Annotated in this window: 15 protein-coding genes; 13 read left to right on the forward strand and 2 right to left on the reverse strand. The window is 55.2% G+C overall.

Features of this window, described 5'->3' with window-relative positions:
- Positions 1-37: 37 nt before the first annotated feature.
- Positions 38-1675, reverse strand: coding sequence for a hypothetical protein (locus tag ACTJIK_RS15900; RefSeq protein WP_440647798.1), 1638 nt, complete (start codon positions 1673-1675; stop codon positions 38-40).
- A 95-nt stretch (positions 1676-1770) separates the two neighbouring features.
- Here ACTJIK_RS15900 and ACTJIK_RS15905 point away from each other — a divergent pair, with 95 nt between their 5' ends.
- The 10 genes from ACTJIK_RS15905 to ACTJIK_RS15950 all read left to right on the forward strand — a co-directional run bounded on the left by ACTJIK_RS15905 (position 1771) and on the right by ACTJIK_RS15950 (position 15635).
- Positions 1771-2670, forward strand: a complete 900-nt coding sequence (locus ACTJIK_RS15905; RefSeq protein WP_440647799.1) for a decaprenyl-phosphate phosphoribosyltransferase — start codon at positions 1771-1773, stop codon at positions 2668-2670.
- Entirely contained in the window at positions 2670-4007 is a 1338-nt protein-coding gene (locus ACTJIK_RS15910; RefSeq protein ID WP_440647801.1) for an FAD-binding protein, read from the forward strand. The genes ACTJIK_RS15905 and ACTJIK_RS15910 overlap by 1 nt, the downstream gene beginning before the upstream one ends.
- A gap of 30 nt (positions 4008-4037) precedes the next feature.
- Complete coding sequence (locus tag ACTJIK_RS15915; protein WP_440647803.1) at positions 4038-4769, forward strand: SDR family oxidoreductase; 732 nt, start codon at positions 4038-4040, stop codon at positions 4767-4769.
- On the forward strand, positions 4766-5359 hold the full coding sequence (locus tag ACTJIK_RS15920) for an HAD family hydrolase (protein ID WP_440647805.1): 594 nt from the start codon (positions 4766-4768) through the stop codon (positions 5357-5359). The genes ACTJIK_RS15915 and ACTJIK_RS15920 overlap by 4 nt, the downstream gene beginning before the upstream one ends.
- Before the next feature lie 49 nt (positions 5360-5408).
- Positions 5409-6953, forward strand: coding sequence for a patatin-like phospholipase family protein (locus ACTJIK_RS15925; protein WP_440647807.1), 1545 nt, complete (start codon positions 5409-5411; stop codon positions 6951-6953).
- Positions 6954-6955: 2 nt separating this feature from the next.
- Complete coding sequence (locus ACTJIK_RS15930; RefSeq protein ID WP_440647809.1) at positions 6956-7546, forward strand: hypothetical protein; 591 nt, start codon at positions 6956-6958, stop codon at positions 7544-7546.
- A 57-nt stretch (positions 7547-7603) separates the two neighbouring features.
- Entirely contained in the window at positions 7604-9379 is a 1776-nt protein-coding gene (locus tag ACTJIK_RS15935) for an ABC transporter ATP-binding protein (protein WP_440647811.1), read from the forward strand.
- A 28-nt stretch (positions 9380-9407) separates the two neighbouring features.
- Positions 9408-9683 (forward strand): hypothetical protein, encoded by a 276-nt coding sequence (locus tag ACTJIK_RS15940; protein ID WP_440647813.1) that lies wholly within the window; start codon positions 9408-9410, stop codon positions 9681-9683.
- A 9-nt stretch (positions 9684-9692) separates the two neighbouring features.
- Positions 9693-15311: an AAA domain-containing protein gene (locus ACTJIK_RS15945; protein ID WP_440647815.1), complete on the forward strand. Its 5619-nt coding sequence runs from the start codon at positions 9693-9695 to the stop codon at positions 15309-15311.
- 114 nt (positions 15312-15425) lie between these two features.
- The gene (locus tag ACTJIK_RS15950) at positions 15426-15635 is read left to right on the forward strand and encodes a hypothetical protein (RefSeq protein ID WP_440647817.1); all 210 of its coding nucleotides are present in this window, start codon (positions 15426-15428) and stop codon (positions 15633-15635) included.
- On the opposite strand, the gene ACTJIK_RS15955 is transcribed toward ACTJIK_RS15950, so the two are convergent.
- Positions 15632-17050, reverse strand: coding sequence for an exonuclease domain-containing protein (locus tag ACTJIK_RS15955; RefSeq protein WP_440647819.1), 1419 nt, complete (start codon positions 17048-17050; stop codon positions 15632-15634). The genes ACTJIK_RS15950 and ACTJIK_RS15955 overlap by 4 nt on opposite strands.
- Positions 17051-17125: 75 nt before the next feature.
- Here ACTJIK_RS15955 and ACTJIK_RS15960 point away from each other — a divergent pair, with 75 nt between their 5' ends.
- The 3 genes from ACTJIK_RS15960 to ACTJIK_RS15970 all read left to right on the forward strand — a co-directional run bounded on the left by ACTJIK_RS15960 (position 17126) and on the right by ACTJIK_RS15970 (position 18736).
- On the forward strand, positions 17126-17941 hold the full coding sequence (locus ACTJIK_RS15960) for a mechanosensitive ion channel family protein (RefSeq protein WP_440647821.1): 816 nt from the start codon (positions 17126-17128) through the stop codon (positions 17939-17941).
- Positions 17942-18084: 143 nt separating this feature from the next.
- Entirely contained in the window at positions 18085-18441 is a 357-nt protein-coding gene (locus ACTJIK_RS15965) for a hypothetical protein (RefSeq protein WP_440647823.1), read from the forward strand.
- Between the two features lie 49 nt (positions 18442-18490).
- Positions 18491-18736 (forward strand): hypothetical protein, encoded by a 246-nt coding sequence (locus ACTJIK_RS15970; protein WP_440647825.1) that lies wholly within the window; start codon positions 18491-18493, stop codon positions 18734-18736.
- The last annotated feature ends 33 nt before the right edge of the window (positions 18737-18769 follow it).

Consider the following 18769-nt stretch of genomic DNA (forward strand, 5'->3'; position numbering starts at 1 on the left):
CGGGTGTGCCGCCGGGGAATGGGCGCAAACTTACATGTTATTTTACAAATACCTTGATGGTCGCGCTGGTAGTGGGTCTCCGGGGCGCCAGGAAACTGTCCACCTGCCGGTAATGTTTCCGCAGTTCGTCCTGGATGGCCCAGGGAAAGAAGTTATTATGCCTCGGCATATCCTCGTACAGCACCAGGTCATAATGTTTATTGCGGATCTTTTCAATGTAGCCGTGCAGCTGCCTGTTGAACATCCCTACTCCAAGATGATGCCAGAGCGGGATGTTGCTGCCGGTCTCCAGCTGGTAGCCGATGGCATGGTCCAGCGGCGTCAGCTCGGTCAGGTTCAGCACCTTTGCGTCCCTCCCTTTCTTTGCTTCCGGCATGGCCATAATACGGTCGATGCCTTCTTTTGTGGACGCAGGCATATATATTTTCCTGAATTCCGGCAGGGAGGAGAACACCCATTGGGACACGGGCACATCCATCGTATCTGCGGTGAACTGGTAATTATTCCGGCCTACCACGTTCTCGCCGGTTGGCCCTGTGCGGATGGCCTCTCCTTGGTCGTTCCCGGGAAAGAGACGGTCCACGATACGGCCGGCGTACCTATAATAGGCGCCGGACCACCAGAAGAGCACCAGCAGGGCACTCAGCAAAAAAGTTCTCCATTGCTCCGTTTGCAGGCTGAGCACCGGCGCCAGGCCGGCAAAGATGTAGGCAAAAGCGAAGCTGTGGAAGAAAATATTGTTATCCGGCGGCGTATAGCTGGTTACCTGGAACAGCGTGGCTTCCACGAGGATGCCGAGCGTAAGCAGCAGAAAGAGCATTTTTTGTTTGTCCTGCCAGAGCCTTTTCCAGTCTCGCAGCGCCGGGATGGTAACGGCCAATACAGCGACGAAATAGAACTTCAGCCATTGGGAATTATAGAGAAATTCGTTGATGATGTCTTTGACGGACAGGCGTGAGCTATGCGGCGGCTGGCCGTGGTTAAACCAGTAGCCGAAACCGTGAGGCACAAAGGGCAGAATGAATGCGCAGGCAACCAGGGCGTAAAACCCTGCGAACGCCGCCAGCTCCTGCCAGCGTTTTTCCACCAGGCTGTGATACCCCAGCAGCGCGAGCGCGAGCAGCAGCGCAAGCCCGCCGCCGTCCTGCTTCGTAAAAAAGCTCAGGAAGGTAAAGAGCGCCGCGGCAAAAAGCGCGGGCCATTTCCAGCGGGCGCCGGGTTTCAGCGCACAGAGCAGGAATGCCAGCCCGGCCAGCTGGTAAATGATCACGGTATTGTTGTACCAGGGCCAGAAATTAAAGAAAGAATAAGATATCACGAACAGCAGTACGGACAGCACCCTTATGCCCGGCGCCACATCCAGGTTGCGGAGGATGCCACGGAAAGAGAAGCCGCCTATGATGTTGAGCAGTACCTGGGCTTTCACAAGCGAGATCAGCTGCGGGCCGAACAGCTTAAAAAAGAGCGCCGGCATCAGCCAGTAGCCGTAACCGAGGGGAAGCCCGAAATCCTTGTACGGCGCCTGCCCTTCAGACAAGCGGTAAGCCCCTTCCCAGGACAGAAAGATGTTCACGCGGTAAGGAAATGTGACGAACAATGGAACAAGCGCCAGGCCAATAATGATCAAACTTTCGAGGAGAAGCGCTTTACGAGGCGTAAGGGCATGCGATTTCATGTCGGGGGATAATTTACTAAATAACAATACTTTATTATTAAAGGGGTTAAAAGTAATGACAAATCCTCAGATTCGTTGTATTTTGCGGCGCATTAATGTGTAATCCCGTGCAATATATCAAATTATTACGGCCAAAACACTGGGCTAAGAACCTCTTCATGTTTATCCCCCTCTTTTTTGCAGGCGAGATATGGAATATAGACAAGATCTTCATGACGCTCCTGGGGTTCGCATGTTTCAGCATGATCGCGAGCAGCATTTACATCATCAACGACTACCGCGATATTGAGGCGGACCGTGCCCACCCCACCAAAAGCAAGCGCCCTTTGGCCTCCGGCGCAGTGCCGCCTAAAGCGGGCCTTGCGCTTTTTTTTGTGCTGGTGACAGCGGGTTTTGCCGGGGCAGTGCTTCTCTCGGAAAAATTCGCGTTCGTGCTCAGCATTTATTTCGTGCTGAACATGGCCTATTCCTTCGGCCTTAAGAACATTTCCATCCTGGACATTTTTATCGTAGCCACCGGTTTCGTGCTGCGCGTGAAGTCCGGCGGGGTGCTCGCCGGTGTAGCCGTTTCCGAATGGCTCATGCTGATGGTGTTCCTCCTCGCATTGTTTATGGCCATCGCGAAAAGAAGGGATGATATTGTGCTGAAAGACGTTACCGGGAAGGATATGCGCAAAGCCTCCAAAGGGTATAACATGGATTTCCTGAATGTTTCGCTGGCCCTCGTTTCCGCCGTGATCATCGTGGCTTATATCATGTATACCATGGCGCCGCTCACCATGGCCTACTTCAAAACCTACCGGCTTTATTACACAAGTATTTTTGTAATTGCCGGATTAATGCGATATTTGCAAATAACTTACGTGGACAACGATACAGGTTCTCCCACAAAAATCCTATACAAAGACCGCTTTATTCAAATAACCATTCTCCTGTGGATCCTGAGCTTTTATGTGATCATTTATTTACCGACGAATAAAAGTTTTTTTGAATAATGCGAAAACAATTATCAAACTGGGGCAATTATCCCGCATTGGATTGCGACGAAGCGGCCTTCTCCATGGAAGACCAGCTGAAGCAGTATGTTGACACCCATGAGCACATCATTGCCCGGGGCAACGGCCGTTGTTATGGCGACGCGTCCCTCGGTGAGCACAGCATTTCCACCCTTCGCTACGATAAAGTACTGGCGTTTGACGAGGTTGCCGGTATATTTGAATGCCAGAGCGGCATCACGCTGGACCAGGTGCTGGACATCACCGTGCCGAAAGGCTGGTTCCTCCCCGTTACACCCGGCACCAAGTTCATCACCATCGGCGGCGCCGTAGCGTCTGACGTGCATGGCAAGAACCACCATGCCGAGGGCAGCTTTTCCAATCATATCACCAGCATGCAGGTATTGACCGGCAAAGGGCTCCTCACCTGCTCCCCGCAGCAGGAAAGCGACCTCTTCTGGGCTACCTGCGGCGGCATGGGCCTTACCGGCGTTATTACCCGGGTGAAGTTCCGGCTGAAGAAGATCGAAACCGCCTATATCAAACAGAAGCAGATCAAAGCCAAAAACCTGGACGAGATCATCCGCCTGTTCGACGAGCATAAGCATTTTACTTACAGCATGGCCTGGATAGACTGTCTCCAGAAAGGCGACAGCTTCGGCCGCAGCATTCTCATCGTAGGCGAACATGCCACCGAAAACGAATTGAATGCCAAACAGCGCCAGGCCCCGCTTACGCTTCCCGGCAAGCTCAAGCTCACCGTACCGTTCAACCTCCCGGGGTTTGTGCTGAACAACTTTACCGTAAAAGCCTTCAACGCGCTGTATTACGCCAAGAACACCAGGAGAGTGATCGAGAACGTGGTGCCTTACGAGCCCTTCTTTTACCCGCTGGACGCCATCCATCACTGGAACCGCGGTTACGGCAAAGACGGCTTCGTGCAGTACCAGTTCGTGCTGCCGCTGGAGCATAAAGACGGGCTGGCCGCCATCCTCCGCCGCATCAGCGAAAAAGGCTGGGGCTCTTTCCTTGCCGTGCTTAAAGTGTTTGGCCGGCAGGACGACCTGATCTCCTTCCCCATGGAAGGTTACACCCTGGCGCTGGATTTCCCCGTGCGCAAAGGCCTGTTCCCTTTCCTGGACGAGCTGGACGCGCTGGTGCTGGAATACGGCGGACGCCTGTACCTGAGTAAAGACGCTCGGATGCAGCAGGAAGTATTCTGGAAAAGTTACCCCAATGCCCGTAAATTCGAAAGCATTGTGCAGGCCTACAATCCCGGCGGGAAATTCCGCTCCGTCCAGAGCGACCGCCTGCAATTTAATTACGGCAATTCTTAAACATCACACCGTTAATACGTAAGTCTTAATATGCCTACTGTACTGATTTTAGGCGCAGGTTCCGACATGGCCGTGGCCATTGCACGCAAATACGCTTCCGCCGGTTACACCCTGCAGCTGGCGGCCCGCAGCCCTGCGCAACTGCACGCCCTGGAACAGGATCTGAAGATCCGCCACCAGGTTGCGGCTACATCCCATGCCTTCGACGCGCTCGATTTCGATTCGCACGCTTCCTTTTTCCAGTCTCTCCCCGTACAGCCTGACGTTGTGATCTGCGTGTTCGGCTACCTGGGCGACCAGGAAAAAGGACAGCACGACTGGCAGGAAGCTTCCCGCATCATCAACACCAACTATACCGGCGCAGTATCCATCCTGAACATCGCCGCCGAAGCCATGGCCGACCTTGGCCACGGCACCATAATCGGTATCAGCTCCGTGGCTGGCAACCGCGGCAGGATGAGCAATTACCTGTATGGCAGCGCCAAAGCGGGTTTCACGGCTTATCTCTCCGGCCTGCGCAACCGCCTGTTCCACAAAGGCGTGCACGTGATGACCGTGCAGCCCGGCTTCGTGGACACGCAGATGACCCAGCACCTTACCCTCCCGCCATTGCTCACGGCAAAACCGGCGGAGGTGGCCAACGATATATTCAGCGCTGCCGGTAAAAAGAAGAACGTGATCTACACCAAATGGTTCTGGCGGTATATCATGCTCATCATCACCAGCATCCCCGAATTCATGTTTAAAAAGCTGAAGCTTTGAAGAATGTTATTGCTTTTTTTGACTTCGATGGTACCATTACCAGCAAAGACACCCTTTTTGAGATCATCCGGTTCCAGAAAGGGCCAGCCGCGCTGTATGCGGGCATGGCCCTGCTTTCTCCCCTGCTGCTGATGTTCAAGATGAAGCTCATCAGCAATCACCGCATGAAGGAGCTCGTGCTGCAGTTCTTTTTCCGCAATACCTCGCTGGACGTGTTCCAGCAGCAATGCAACGACTTCTGCCGCCTGCGCCTGCCCGCGCTGCTGCGGCCCAAAGCGCTCAACGCCATTGCCTGGCACCAGGCTGAAGGGCATAAGATCTACATCGTGACCGCCTCCGCCGAAAACTGGGTGGCGCCCTGGAGCGAGACCCTCGGCATTCCCTGCCTGGGCAGCCGCCTTCAGATCAACGACGGCCGCGTGACCGGCCTGCTCACCGGACCTAATTGCAATGGCAACGAAAAGGTTTGCCGCATCCGCGAAGCCGTGCACCTCACCACCTTCGAAACCATTTACGCGTACGGCGACAGCAGCGGCGACCGCGAAATGCTGGCCCTGGCCCAGCACAAAGGATTTCGTTCATTCGAATAAAATAATTTGAGTATTTTCAGGCATTGTTACCTCCCAGAAACAAACTGCTATGCCTGCACGAAAAAACCTTATTCCGGAAGATTTCACCGGCCATCCACGCGTAACCGCTGTGCTGGAGCAGCTGGCCGACGCAACAGACCGTGCCGGCGAGCCGCGGTTCAATTTCAAAGACCTTACCGTTTCCGATACGTTTGACGCTGAAGGCTATCAATACGTGAACCTCGTGCAGGAAGGCGGCGGCGTGCTGGGCGTGGCGCTGGTGGGTTACACCTACATCCTCGAAAAAGCAGGCATCCGATTCATGCGCCTCGCAGGCACCAGCGCGGGCGCCATCAACACCATGCTCATGGCCGTGGTGAAGCCGGACAAAACGAAAAAGCTCACCAGTTCCGAACGCATCCTGCAATACCTCTGCGATAAACCTTTCTTCGATTTCGTGGACGGCCATCCTTTTGCCAAATGGCTCATCAAAACCGTGATCAGCACCACTGACTTCGGCGCGCGGGTGCGCAAAGCGGCCATCTGCACCGCCATTGTCCTGGGAGGCCTGCTGCTGCTGGATATTGTGGCCACCGGCCTGCGCAACAAATACCCTGTGTTCCATGGCATCGCCATCGCTTCGTATATTTTTACAGGTATTTTACTGATGGCCCTGGGCCTGGTGGGCGGGTATTTTGCCTACCTATTCCAGCGGCTGAAGAACCGCGGCTTCGGCATCAATCCCGGCAGGAACTTCACGGACTGGATCAGCATGATACTCGAAGAGAACGGCGTGAAGTCCATCTCAGACCTGGAACGCGCGGCAGGCCAGGCGCCGGAGGGACTGCACATCCGCAGCGGCTTCATCGACCCGAAGGTCAAACATGACCCTACCAAAGGCCTGGTGCCCGATATCACGCTCATCACCTCCGATATCATTACCCAGAACAAAATAGAATTCCCGCGCATGTGGGACCTGTTCAGGGTTACCAAAGATTCCCTGCATCCGGCCGAGTTCGTGCGGGCATCCATGAGCATTCCCATCTTTTTCGAATCGCATATTATCCGCGACATCCCGAGAGACCATCCTGACATCAAGGCCAGCTGGGCCAAACACCTGCTGATGGAACCGAAGGACATTCCCGCTTCCGTGCGTTTCGTGGATGGGGGCGTGCTGTCCAACTTCCCGATCAATATCCTTTACAACCCGGAGATCATCGTGCCGCGCCTGCCCACTTTCGGCATAGAGCTGGACGATGCCACGCCGGAAGATATCTCCCGGAACCGGGCAGACCAGCTGAGCCTGGGCAGTTACCTCGGCAAGCTGTTCAACACAGTGCGGTATTATTACGACAAGGATTTCCTGCTCAAGAACAACCTGTTCCGCAAAGGGATCGGCGTTATCAAAGTAGCGGATTTCAACTGGCTGGACTTCAACATTTCGGACGACAAACAAAAAGAACTGTTCATCCGCGGCGCCGAAGCCGCGCGCGACTTCCTGCTGCAATTCAAATGGGAAGAGTATAAACAGGCCCGCATCATCGTTCACGAAGCTGTGAACACCTCCGACAACGACGCGAGGGAAAAGCTGAACACACGGGCGCGAAATATTTGACCATGCTTTATTTCCTGATCACTTACACCATCGTGTTAATCACGGCCATCTGGATGACGAGGATCGCCCGGCGCTTCTTTTTCCGTGACCGGGACGGCCTGCGCCGCATTTTTAATATCCTGGACCTGCAGTTCCCCGTGTCGGACAGCGAGCTTACCAGCATGATCCGCGACATGCTGCCCGGCGTGCGGAAGGCCGTGCGGCTGCATCTTTGGGTCGATTTCCTGTTCATGGCCGGCCTCTACCCTTCCATTGCCCTGCTTTGTTACATGCTGGGAGAAAAAACCGGCATGGGCATCTATTTCTTTTGGATAATCGGCGCTTTGCAGGGCGGGGCCTGGCTCTGCGACATCCTGGAAAACATCTTCCTGCTGCGGAAGCTGCGAAAACCCGAGCCGGGCAAACAATTTCCCACGTATAGTTTTTTTGTTTATACCAAGTTCATCATTGCTTATGCCGGGCTGGGCGTCACCCTGCCGGTGGCATTTTATTTCTGGATGACGGGAGACTTCTCATCCACCACCGTGCCCTACGCCATGGCCCTCCTGGCGGAAACAGCCCTGGCTGTGTGGCTCCTGAACCGGGTGCGGTGATACAATATTTTGCCGCGCCATTCGTCTACTCCAGCAGGAAAGCTTTAATTTCAACCCATGGAGAAGAAAGAGCAAAAGCGCTCAAAGATCACCTTTACCGGTATCCGCAAGGCATTACGATTATATGAATACGCCAAACCGTACCGCTGGCAGTTTGCCATCGGCCTGGTCATGTTATTACTATCCAGCAGCGCCAGCCTGGCCTTTCCAAAGCTGCTTGGCGACCTGATCAACCTCGGTGACGAAAAGCGGCTGCTGCAGGAAATAGACCGCGTAGGCCTGATACTGGCCGCCGTACTGGTTCTGCAGGCTTTATTCTCCTACCTGCGCGTGCGCATTTTTGTGAGCGTGACCGAAAAAACGCTGGCGGCATTGCGGCAGGCAACCTACAGCCACCTGGTGCGCCTGCCCATGAAGTTCTTCGCCGAACGGCGCGTGGGAGAGCTGAACAGCCGCATTTCTTCGGACATCAGCCAGCTGCAGGACCTGTTCACCACCACCCTCGCGGAATTCCTCCGGCAGGTGATCGTGATCGTGGGCGGCATCGCGCTGCTGTGGATCACTTCCTGGAAACTGACGCTTTTCATGCTGGCCATCGTGCCCGGTATCAGCGTGCTGGCCGTGGTCTTCGGCAAACTCATCCGCCGGTACTCCAAAAAAGCGCAGACGCAGATCGCCGAATCCAATACCATTGTGGAAGAAACCCTCCAGGGTATCTTTAACGTGAAAGCGTTCGCCAATGAATATTTCGAAATAGGCCGCTATAAGACCGCCACGAACAGCGCCGCTCAAACCGGCGTGAAGGCCGGCAGTTACCAGGCCGCTTTTGTGTCCTTCATCATTCTCGGCCTCTTTGGCGCCATGGTGGCCGTTATCTGGAAAGGGGTCATGCTGATGGAAACCGGCGATATCAAGATCGGGCATCTTTTCTCCTTCATTTTTTACACGATATTCATCGGCGGCTCCATCGGCGGGCTGGCTGAAATATATACCCGCATCCAGCGCGCGCTGGGCGCTTCCGAAAATCTCCTGGAAATTCACGACGAGCCGGTGGAAGATATCCGCCTTGTTCCTGCAAAGGACGTGGCGCCCATTTCCGGAGAGATCAGCTTCCGGGACGTAAGCTTCCACTACCCTTCCCGTAAAGACATTCCCGTTCTGAAAGACGTGAGCTTCGACGTGCAGCCCGGCTGGCAGGTAGCGCTCGTTGGTCCCAGCGGGGCGGGTAAATCCACCGTGGTAAGCCTGCTGCTGCGCTTTTACGATCCCGTTTCCGGCGCCATCACTTTCGACGGGCAGGACGCGCAATCGTACGCATTGACCGACCTTCGCAGCCAGATGGCCGTAGTGCCGCAGGACGTGTTCCTGTTTGGCGGCACCATCCGGGAGAACATTGCTTACGGCGATCCTTCCGCTTCTGCAGAGGCCATTGAAGCCGCGGCCAAACAGGCCAATGCCTGGGAGTTCATCAGCCGTTTCCCCGAAGGGCTCAATACCATTGTAGGCGAAAGAGGCGTGCAGCTCTCCGGCGGCCAGCGCCAGCGCATCGCTATTGCCCGCGCCGTGCTGCGCAACCCGCGCATCCTTATCCTGGACGAGGCCACTTCCGCCCTGGACTCCGAATCGGAGCGCCTGGTACAGGATGCGCTGGACAAACTGATGCTGGGAAGAACTTCCATCGTGATAGCCCACCGCCTCAGCACCGTTCGCCGCGCGGACCTGATACTCGTGATGGACAAAGGCCGGATCGTGGAAGAAGGCACGCACGAAGAACTGATGGAACGGGCGGAAGGATTGTATAAAGGGTTGAGTGAGCTGCAGTTTACGGTGTAACAAGAAGAAGCCCGTCATAAGGACCTCGATGACCTGGAAAAACTCACCTCAGGCACCTGACCCTCCAACTCCCAATATTTTAGCCGCTTTAAGCGTTATAAAGAGCTGCAATCGCGCCGCCGGGCATTTCCGTGCGGGGCGGTTGCAGCTTAACGTTTTCATAAAACCGTCGGATACATTGACATTCAAACAGGTAGAAGCCCCGCTCCCTTTTTTGAAAGGAAATGTGGATTTCTTCCCGTTGACCCGGGCGGTGAAAATCGATACTTTTGAGGGGTTTACCCGCAATCACTGTTCAGTATAAACGAATAATTTGACGACGATCTCATTCCGGCAGTTCCTGCAAACCGCCTTCCAGCACGGCGCTTATTCTACAGACGATGTAATCGCGGCTGTGCTCCCGCTGTTCCGCACCGTGCAGGCCCTGCACGACGCCGCACTGGTAGCCCCTTTCGGGGATGAAAATGCTTTGCAGGTGCAAACCCGCACCATCATCATCAATACCGAAGCCGCGCATCCCGAACTGGACGCCGCGGACCGTATAGCAACGCTCTTCAACGGCTACAATCCCCATTTTGAAGTGGTGGATAAAGTGAAGCTGCTGGCGGACCAGCCGGAAGCGCTGAACCTGCGCATCCACCACGACATCCACCAGCCCCTGCACCATGCCGCTTATGTGCCGGGCTACCGCAGCTACGAAATGCTGCTCGGTCACCACGACCAGCAGACGGACATTTTCTGCCTCGGCCTCGTGCTCGCCAGCATGGCCCTCGGCATCAACCTTTACGAGCCCGGCGGACTGGACCAACTGGTGGCCCAGCGCCAGCACCCGCTGCGATATAAGCAGCTGCACCCGGCCATCGGCACGCTCATCACGGAAATGACCGAACTGAACCGCGCCCACCGCACCAGCGACCTCCAGGAAGCCATTCACCGCCTGGAACATTACCGCGACTTCGATCCCGAAAAACAGCTGGACCTCGCACAGGTGGCCGGCTGGGTAATGCACGACCGCTCGGAACGGCAGACCTTCATTCTCAATAAGCTCCGCAATCGCCTGTTCGACGTAAGCCGCAGGAACCGCCTGCTCTATTACAAGCCTAACACGCGGTTTGCGAATCTCACCATCAGCAGCGTGCCCATGGTGCTGCATCACCAAAGCATCCGGCCTGAACTGCTCTTCACCTGGAACCCCGAGATCGCGGAGAAAATAACGGGGATGAAAGACCTTTCCCTGAACAGGTACCTGCGTTTCGAAGACCATCCCTACCTGCCCGGCATCCTGAACAAGATCAGGCTGGAAGCCCGTAAAGACGTGCAGGAATACGGTTTCAGCCAGCTGAAGCTGGTGGTGGCCTTCCTCAAATGGCATAACCTGCCGGAAGACCCCGAAGAAACGATCTTCAGCCCGCTGCTGCTGATCCCGGTGGAACTGAAAAAGAAAAAACAGGTAGGCGGCGACCAGTACGTGCTCAGCATTACGGACAACAACGCGGAAGTGAATCCCGTGCTGGCCAACCAGCTCCGCGAGCTCTACGGCATAGAGCTGCCGGACCTCGTGGACCTTGAGGAAATGAGCCTGGAGCAGTTCTACCAGCTGCTGCAAATGCAGGTGGAAGGCGCCAACCGCGGCATTGTATTGCAGCATATGCAAAAGCCGCGCATCAAGCTGATCTACAAAGAAGCAAAAGATACCGTTCAGCAATACCAGAAAAAACAGCCCGAAACACAGGCCGCCGCAGAACGGAAATTATCCCGGGCTGTAATGCCGCCCGTAGCGGAACGCAGGCCGGACGAACCTGAAGATGAAACAACGCCGGGTAATGCCGCGCTTTTTATTGACGAAGGGGCTGAGGCGCCATTTGCTGAAGATGGTGATTCGAACACTCCAGCTGATGTACAGGCTGAACAAAATGAAGCGCCATTTATTGAAGACAGAACGCCAAATATTCCTGCTGATATACAGACTGAACAACATGAAGCGCCACTTACTGAAGATAATGGAACAGACATTCCTGATGGTATACAGCCGGAACAAGATGATGAAACATCATCCATGCCTGAAACAGCCGGGGATATTGAAGCGCAGGCGATAACAGGAAATCCGGAACCGGTAACGCCAACGGCTGAACGTAAACCATCGCGCACATCCACCGCCGAAGACCATGAGCTGTTCCAGCTCGCGGAAGCGGAGCACAACCCTTACCGCTGGGAGTTCGACAGCTGCCATGTGGTGCTGGGCAACTTCAATTACAAAAAAATGAGCCTCGTGCGGGATTACAATTCCGCCATAGACCAACCGCAGCAGCACCAGGTGTTCGATCAGCTTTTCAGCACCCAGCCGCGCCCGGTACAGCAAGATACCCCCGCTCCCGCCCTGCCGGAGGAATGGTATCACGTGATACAGGCGGACCCTACGCAGGCGCGCGCCATCATGCAGGCCCGCAACGGCGAGAGCTACATCATCCAGGGCCCCCCGGGCACGGGCAAAAGCCAGACCATCACCAACCTGATAGCAGACTTTGTTGCGCGCGGCAAACAGGTGCTTTTCGTTTGCGAAAAACGCGCCGCGCTGGACGTAGTATACCACCGCCTGAAGCAGCAGGGGCTGGATGAGCTTTGCTCCTACATTCACGACAGCCAGGCAGACAAGCGTTCATTTATCCGCGACCTCAAGCTCACCTACGAATCCAACCTGCGGCCCGGTGCGGACCAGCACAGCATCAACGTTAAAAGGAACGCGCTGCTGCACACCCTGCGCACACAGCTGGAACGTTTGCAGGAGTTTCACGACACCCACGCCCGCGAGGAAGAACAGGCGGGTATTGCCGTGCGCGCGCTGATCGAAAGGCTGCTGGCGCTGAAAGACCTGGTGAAACCGCTCTCTCCCGCCGAAGAAGAAACCGTGCCGCATTACCGGCAATGGCTGCAATCCGGCAATATGGTGGAGCAGCTGGGCGAAGCGCTGGAAGAAAGCGGCGCGGAACCCGTATTCGCCCTGCACCCGCTGAGCCGCGTCAACGAAAAAATATTCGCCGCCGAGCAACCTATCACCCAATTGCAGCAGCAAACCACGCAGAGCCTTAGCCTGCTGGAGAAAATAACCGGCTTCGCGGAAACCTTCGACGAGCTGAAGCAACTCGTGCTGCAAGCCACGCTGCTGCTGCCCTTGGCAGAAAGCAACAATCTCCAACTGGTGGACGGGCGCAACCCCGAAGCCATCGCATTCGAAAAAGAACTTGCGCAACTGCGCGTGCTGCAGCAGGAAGCAGACCGGGCCGCCGCGCAGAATGCTGGCTGGCGGAATAAATTCAGCGAACAGGACACCGCACAGGCGATCCATATTGCCACCCGCCACGAGCAATCATTCTGGCGCTTCCTTTCCGGCTCATGGCGCGGGCTGAAAAGGCGGATGCGCGAGAGTTACGATTTTTCGCAGCATGCCGTGCCGCCTGCATTCAGCCTGCTTTTACAGCAACTGCAGGAAGAATACGCCGCTGCCCGCAACCTGGCCCAGGCACGGAAAGCCGTGCAGCAGCAATACCGCATAGAGAACATCGAGCTTACCCGGCTCTCCATTGAACGGCTGCGGCAGAAGCCGCACGAGCCTGCCCTTCAATACCTGCTGCAGCATGAGCAGTCGCAACAGCTTGTGATACAGCTCGCCGGCCTCCAGGAACCCCTTCACCGCCTTGATCTGCAGCTGCAACAAACCTTGCAGGACCCGCCGCCGCAAAACTTCCGCGAGTTGCGCGACCTGCTGGAAAGCATCCAGCTGAACGCTCCCGCGCTGGAGGAACTGCTGCCCGCCCTCGGCAACTATCTCGATATGCCCGGCGCGCTTAAGCAGGCGCTCCGCTCCCTTCCCTTCAGCCCTGCTGAAATGGAGGCGGGCATGGCGCATAAGACCCTGCGGCAGTTCTACCAGTTCAATAAACCCTTTGCCAACACCGGCAGCCAGGCCATGGAGCAGACCGTGGAAACCATCCGCCACTGCTACCATGAACTGTTGCAGCTCAACGCCCAGTATATCCGCATCAACGTGGGCCAGCGTTTCCGGGAACATGTACAGCTCAGCAACCAGGCGCTTGCCCAGGTGCCGGAAGAGCAGCAGGAATTCGCGAAACAATATGCGGAAGGCCGTAAAATACTGGAGAACGAATTCTCCAAAAGTATGCGCTACAAAAGCATCCGCGAACTTTGCTCCCGTGGCAGCGGCCTTGTGCTGCGCGACCTGAAACCGGTCTGGCTCATGAGCCCGCTGAGCGTAAGCGACTCTTTCCCGCTGGACCAGCCCTTCTTTGACGCCGTGATATTCGACGAAGCCAGCCAGATCACCCTCGAAGAAGGCGTACCCGCGCTCTACCGTGCACCGCAGACCATCATCGTGGGAGACGACCGCCAGATGCCGCCCACCGACTTCTTCTCCGCCAAATCCGGCGATCCGGACGACCTGGAGCGCAACGAAGAAGAAGACGAGATACTCAGTGCCGACGCGGACAGTCTGCTCACACAGGGCGCGCGTAAAATGAACAGCGTCATGCTGGGCTGGCACTACCGCAGCCACTCCGAAACGCTTATCAGCTACAGCAACCACGCCTTTTACGGCGCGGGCCTGCTCACTATACCGGACAGGAGCATTCACACGAACGAGAAACCCGCCATCAGCGTGCAACAGTCCTCTGATGCATTGTTCAACGTCAACGCCCTGTTCGACCGCAGCATCAGCTACCATCATATTCCCGGCGGCACTTACGCCAAACGCGGCAACAGCGCCGAGGCGGCTTATATCGCGCACCTCGTGCGGGAACTGCTGTTCAGGAACACGAAAGAAAGCATCGGCATCGTGGCGTTCAGCCAGGAACAGCAGCATAGCATAGAAACCGCGCTGGAAGCGCTTTGCGCCAACGACAAACGTTTCGACGAACTGCTGGAAGACGCTACCGAGCGCACAGACGAAGGGCAGTTCACCGGCCTGTTCGTAAAGAACCTTGAAAACGTGCAGGGCGACGAGCGCGACATTATCATCATGAGCGTTTGTTACGCCCCGGACCATCGCGGGAAAATGAGCATGCACTTCGGCCCCATCAACAAAAAAGGCGGGGAAAAGCGACTGAACGTGATCTTCAGCCGGGCGCGGCAGCACATGGCCATTATAAGCAGCATCCGTCACCACCAGATCACCAATGTGTACAACGCCGGCGCCAATTACCTGCGCCGTTTCCTGCAATACGCTGAGAACGTGAGCACCGGCAATATGGCCGCCGCCCGCAATATCCTCGACGGGCTGGCAACCGGAAAATCCCCTCAGCGTTATCGTACAGGCGGCACCGTTATCCTGAAAGAGATCCGGGAGCAGCTGGAAAAACTGGGACTGGAAGTTTCCGAACAGGTGGGCCAGAGCGGTTTCCGCTGCTCATTGGCCGTGAAGGCGGATGCAAAGGATAAGGCCTTCTCCCTTGGCATACAGGTGGACGATGAGGACTGGTACCGGCATGAGAATGTGCTGGAGCAATATTACCAGCGCCCGGCGGTGCTGGAAAGCTTCGGCTGGCAGGTGCTGACGGTATATGCGAAAGACTGGCTGCAACAGCCGCAAAAGGTGATGGAAGACATTCTCCGCCGCCTGGGCAAACCACAGCAGGCCGCGCCGCTGAATGCCCTTATTCCGCAGGATGCCGTGCCCGCAGGCACTACCCGGCTGTTGCAGGGCGAAGGGAAAACGGAAAAATTCTGGGAAGCGGCCGTAAGCGGCTCAAAATTATTCATCCGGCAGGGCAAGACCGGCACCAAGGGCCAGATACAGGTGAAGACCTGCATCGACGCGGCGGATGCTGAAAAGGAAAAAGAAAAGCTGGTGGAAGAGAAAAAGAACGGCGGCTGGAGAGCAGCCGGTGAAGAGGCTTCCCCGGGGCAGCCGGAGTTATTCTGATAGCGGCGGCGCTATTCTTCCCTTGTTCGTCTACACATTTGCATTGATAATCTACTTCCCGTATAGCTTTCGCGGCTGGTTGATAGCTTTGACATGAAGCAAACACGCCCTCACATGAAAGCATCTACAGAAAGAAAGATCGTCCGCTGGCTGCATATCCTGCTGAGCATACCGATCCTGGGATATATTTACGGGCCGGTTGCCAGCAATCCTTCCGCCGCCAACGCGGTACGGTTCGTTTTCCTGCCGGTGGTGGTGCTCAGCGGCCTCTGGATGTGGAAACGGCATTGGTTCAGGAAAAGGAAGCAGGGAAAAGCGGCCTAGATCGCCTGCAGCCTGCCTGCATTCGTGCTGGCATAGGTGCGCAGCAGGTTCTGGATGAACTCGTTCTCCGGGTACTGCGTCAGCCAGTCCTTCAGCATTTCACTGTCCGAAACTGCCACGTCGCGCGGAACGTAGCCCATGCCGTAGAACTTGCCTTTCTCCATCAGGATGCAGCTCTGTTCCGACGCCATGCGGCCATTGTCCAGTATCACGAACGAAGGTTGCTCGGCATGTAAATATTCCACCGCCTGCATCACGCGTTTGTTGTATTTGACGGGCTTTTCCTTCTTATCACAGGCGCCTTTGCAGGTTTTATCGGCAATGCCCACGCATTCGTCGTGGCTCGTTTGCAGGAAACACAGTTTCGGGCACAGGTTGAACTCCCGGATCAGCTCCCGCAGCCGCGTATGGCCTTCGGCGATCATGTTGAATGTATAAATGGGCGTGCTGTATTTTCTTCTTTTTTCTATCGCCAGGCGCAGATAACCTTGCTGGTCTTCGAACAAATAAAACCCGAACTTCGACTCGATCCTTTTTTGCGCATTGTTGTATTGTGGCCACAGTCGGCGTATTTCCACGGATTCGAGGATGAACGCCATCAGTTCCGTGCCGGTCTTTTCGTAGGTGATGCTGTGAATGTTCCGGATAAACTCCTGCCGCTGGCGGCCTGCGTTGTTGCCCGTAAAGTGGCTGGTAACGCGTTTGCGGATGTTGCGCGCTTTGCCCACGTATACCACTTTCCCTTTTTCATTATGAAAATAATACACGCCGGGTGTTGACGGCAGTTCCTCCACATGTTCCTGCGGCAGGTGGATAGGCAGCCATTTGTCTTTGGAGCGGCCGTTGAGCGCCTGTTCAATGGCCCCCTGCGTATCGGAAGCCATCAGCATTTCGAACAGCTGCACGGTAGCCAGTGCATCGCCGGTGGCGCGGTGGCGGTTCTGGATATTGATCTTCAGCTGCCGGCAGAGGTTGCCCAGGCTGTAGCTGGGAAAGCCCGGGAATACCTTGCGGCTGAGCCGCACGGTGCAGAGCTTTTTGCTTTGCAGTTTATATCCGCAGAGGTCCAGCTGGTGGCGGAGGAAGGAATAATCGAAATTGACGTTGTGCGCAATGAAGATCTTATCCTGCAAAAGATGATGGACCTCTTCGGCCACGGTCTCAAACGGGGGCGCATTTTCCACCATCTCATCCGTAATGCCGGTTAAGGCCTGGATATACCGGGGAATGGGCATGCCGGGGTTCACCAGCGTTTCATACTGCTGAACGATCTCCTTCCCGTTGTGGATAAATATGGCAACTTCCGTGATACTGCCTGCACTGGCGTGGCCGCCGGTGGTTTCGATGTCTACAATGGCGTACATATCCGCAAATATACTGCTTACCACGCAAGGTATCTGCGCACCCGTACTCATAGGTATTTTAGTAATCCGAACCGGCCTGAAAGCCAGCATTATCCGAATGGTGCAGTATTTGTATACTTTTTTTTCATGGAATGGACGAACCTTATCTGGGAAAAACTCGAACGCTGGGGCCAGGCGACCATCAAAATGCTGCCCAACCTGGCGCTGGCCGTGATCGTATTCACCATCTTCTACCTCTTGGCGAAACTCACTAAAAATCTCATTTACAGGCTCAGCTGCCGGCTGTCGCACAAGCAGGCCATCAGCAACCTGCTGGCGGGCGTGGCCTGGTTCATCGTGTTCGCCATCGGGCTGTTCACCTCCCTGGAAATACTGAAGCTAGACAAGGCCGTGAGTTCCCTGCTGGCCGGCGCGGGCATCATCGGCCTGGCGCTGGGCTTTGCTTTCCAGGACCTCACGTCCAACTTTATTTCCGGGATCTATATCACTTTCCGCAAACCTTTCGATGTGGGGCATGTGATCGAAACGAACGGCTTTACCGGCAGCGTGGAGAACATCCAGTTCCGCTCCACCACCATGCGCACGTTCGACGGGCTGCACCTGATCATCCCGAACAAGGACATTTTCCAGAAACCCATCATCAACCATTCCCTCACCACCGAAAGGAAAATAGAGCTGCACTTCACCGTGCCCTTCAATAAAGAACCGGCGCCCGTGCTGGACGATATTGTGCAAACGCTGCGAAACATCGTTAAAAAAGAACGGCAGAGCGGCGTAAGGAAAGCGCCGGAAGTGTTCTTTGAAAATATAGAAGGCAACAACCTGAAGCTGATGGTCAGCCTCTGGATCAGCAACAGCAAAGATAATTCCTTCAACCAGGCGCGCCACCGGCTTATTACCCAGGTACTTGACGCGCTGCGGCAAAAACAACTATTACCATAATTACCCGCCGGGGAGCAGGTTGCACAGTTTGCGCCGCTGATTCACACAATTCCATGGTTGTTTTGCGGTTGTTTTTGCATGGATCGGATTTTGCACAGTTATACCAACAGACAAACATCCATTCACTATTTAAAACTATTGCCATGCAAACTAACAAACAGCAGCAGGCCGCAGGCAACCCGGTTCATCCGAGCCCGGTGAACAGCGATTTCAGGGCTGGCGGCGAAGAAGAAAGATGGCCTGAAGATCCCCAGGCAGCTGAATTTGACCAGGAAGCTGCTATTGAAAGGGAAAGAGAGGTGCAGGAAGCGGAAGACCAGGATATAGTAGAAGACGACCGCCCGGGACACATCATCAGCAGCGCATCAGGCGCGCCACCTGAAGAAAACGATGAAGTGGAAGACGAAGAAGAAGATGAAGACGATGAAGAACTGAATTACGACGACCCTGGCGATGAAGAAGAAGAAGAGGAAGACGACACTAAAGATCAATCTGTTTAAAAGATCAATCAGTATAAACCATATCAATCACATAAAAATTGAAAGACCAATGAAATCACGTATCGTACCAGTAGGCGTATTGGGGCTTATGATAGCCTTTGTAGTTGCCCAGGCAGGTAACGGGTTTGTAAGCGAATCCACACTGCCGACCAATCAGGGATATAACACTTTTATGGCAAAGGACACGGTGCCTGAAAACGACACCACGCCTAAGAAAAAGAAGAAAAAAGATAAGGACAGGGATACATCCAACCTGCCTAAACCGGATACTTTCAAAGCATCACTTCGGCCATAGCATACAGGATGTTTGATTTTGAAATGGAAGTGG

Origin of the sequence: Chitinophaga sp. 22620 (assembly GCF_052044405.1) — a bacterium.
In the GTDB taxonomy this organism is placed as follows: Bacteria; Bacteroidota; Bacteroidia; order Chitinophagales; family Chitinophagaceae; genus Chitinophaga.

Bases quoted from the DNA above. Each gene is read 5' to 3' on its own strand.
- ACTJIK_RS15900 (WP_440647798.1), bottom strand. From the start codon at position 1,675: ATGAAATCGCATGCCCTTACGCCTCGTAAAGCGCTTCTCCTCGAAAGT.
- ACTJIK_RS15905 (WP_440647799.1), top strand. From the start codon at position 1,771: ATGTGTAATCCCGTGCAATATATCAAATTATTACGGCCAAAACACTGG.
- ACTJIK_RS15910 (WP_440647801.1), top strand. From the start codon at position 2,670: ATGCGAAAACAATTATCAAACTGGGGCAATTATCCCGCATTGGATTGC.
- ACTJIK_RS15915 (WP_440647803.1), top strand. From the start codon at position 4,038: ATGCCTACTGTACTGATTTTAGGCGCAGGTTCCGACATGGCCGTGGCC.
- ACTJIK_RS15925 (WP_440647807.1), top strand. From the start codon at position 5,409: ATGCCTGCACGAAAAAACCTTATTCCGGAAGATTTCACCGGCCATCCA.
- ACTJIK_RS15930 (WP_440647809.1), top strand. From the start codon at position 6,956: ATGCTTTATTTCCTGATCACTTACACCATCGTGTTAATCACGGCCATC.
- ACTJIK_RS15935 (WP_440647811.1), top strand. From the start codon at position 7,604: ATGGAGAAGAAAGAGCAAAAGCGCTCAAAGATCACCTTTACCGGTATC.
- ACTJIK_RS15940 (WP_440647813.1), top strand. From the start codon at position 9,408: ATGACCTGGAAAAACTCACCTCAGGCACCTGACCCTCCAACTCCCAAT.
- ACTJIK_RS15950 (WP_440647817.1), top strand. From the start codon at position 15,426: ATGAAAGCATCTACAGAAAGAAAGATCGTCCGCTGGCTGCATATCCTG.
- ACTJIK_RS15955 (WP_440647819.1), bottom strand. From the start codon at position 17,050: ATGAGTACGGGTGCGCAGATACCTTGCGTGGTAAGCAGTATATTTGCG.
- ACTJIK_RS15960 (WP_440647821.1), top strand. From the start codon at position 17,126: ATGGAATGGACGAACCTTATCTGGGAAAAACTCGAACGCTGGGGCCAG.
- ACTJIK_RS15965 (WP_440647823.1), top strand. From the start codon at position 18,085: ATGCAAACTAACAAACAGCAGCAGGCCGCAGGCAACCCGGTTCATCCG.
- ACTJIK_RS15970 (WP_440647825.1), top strand. From the start codon at position 18,491: ATGAAATCACGTATCGTACCAGTAGGCGTATTGGGGCTTATGATAGCC.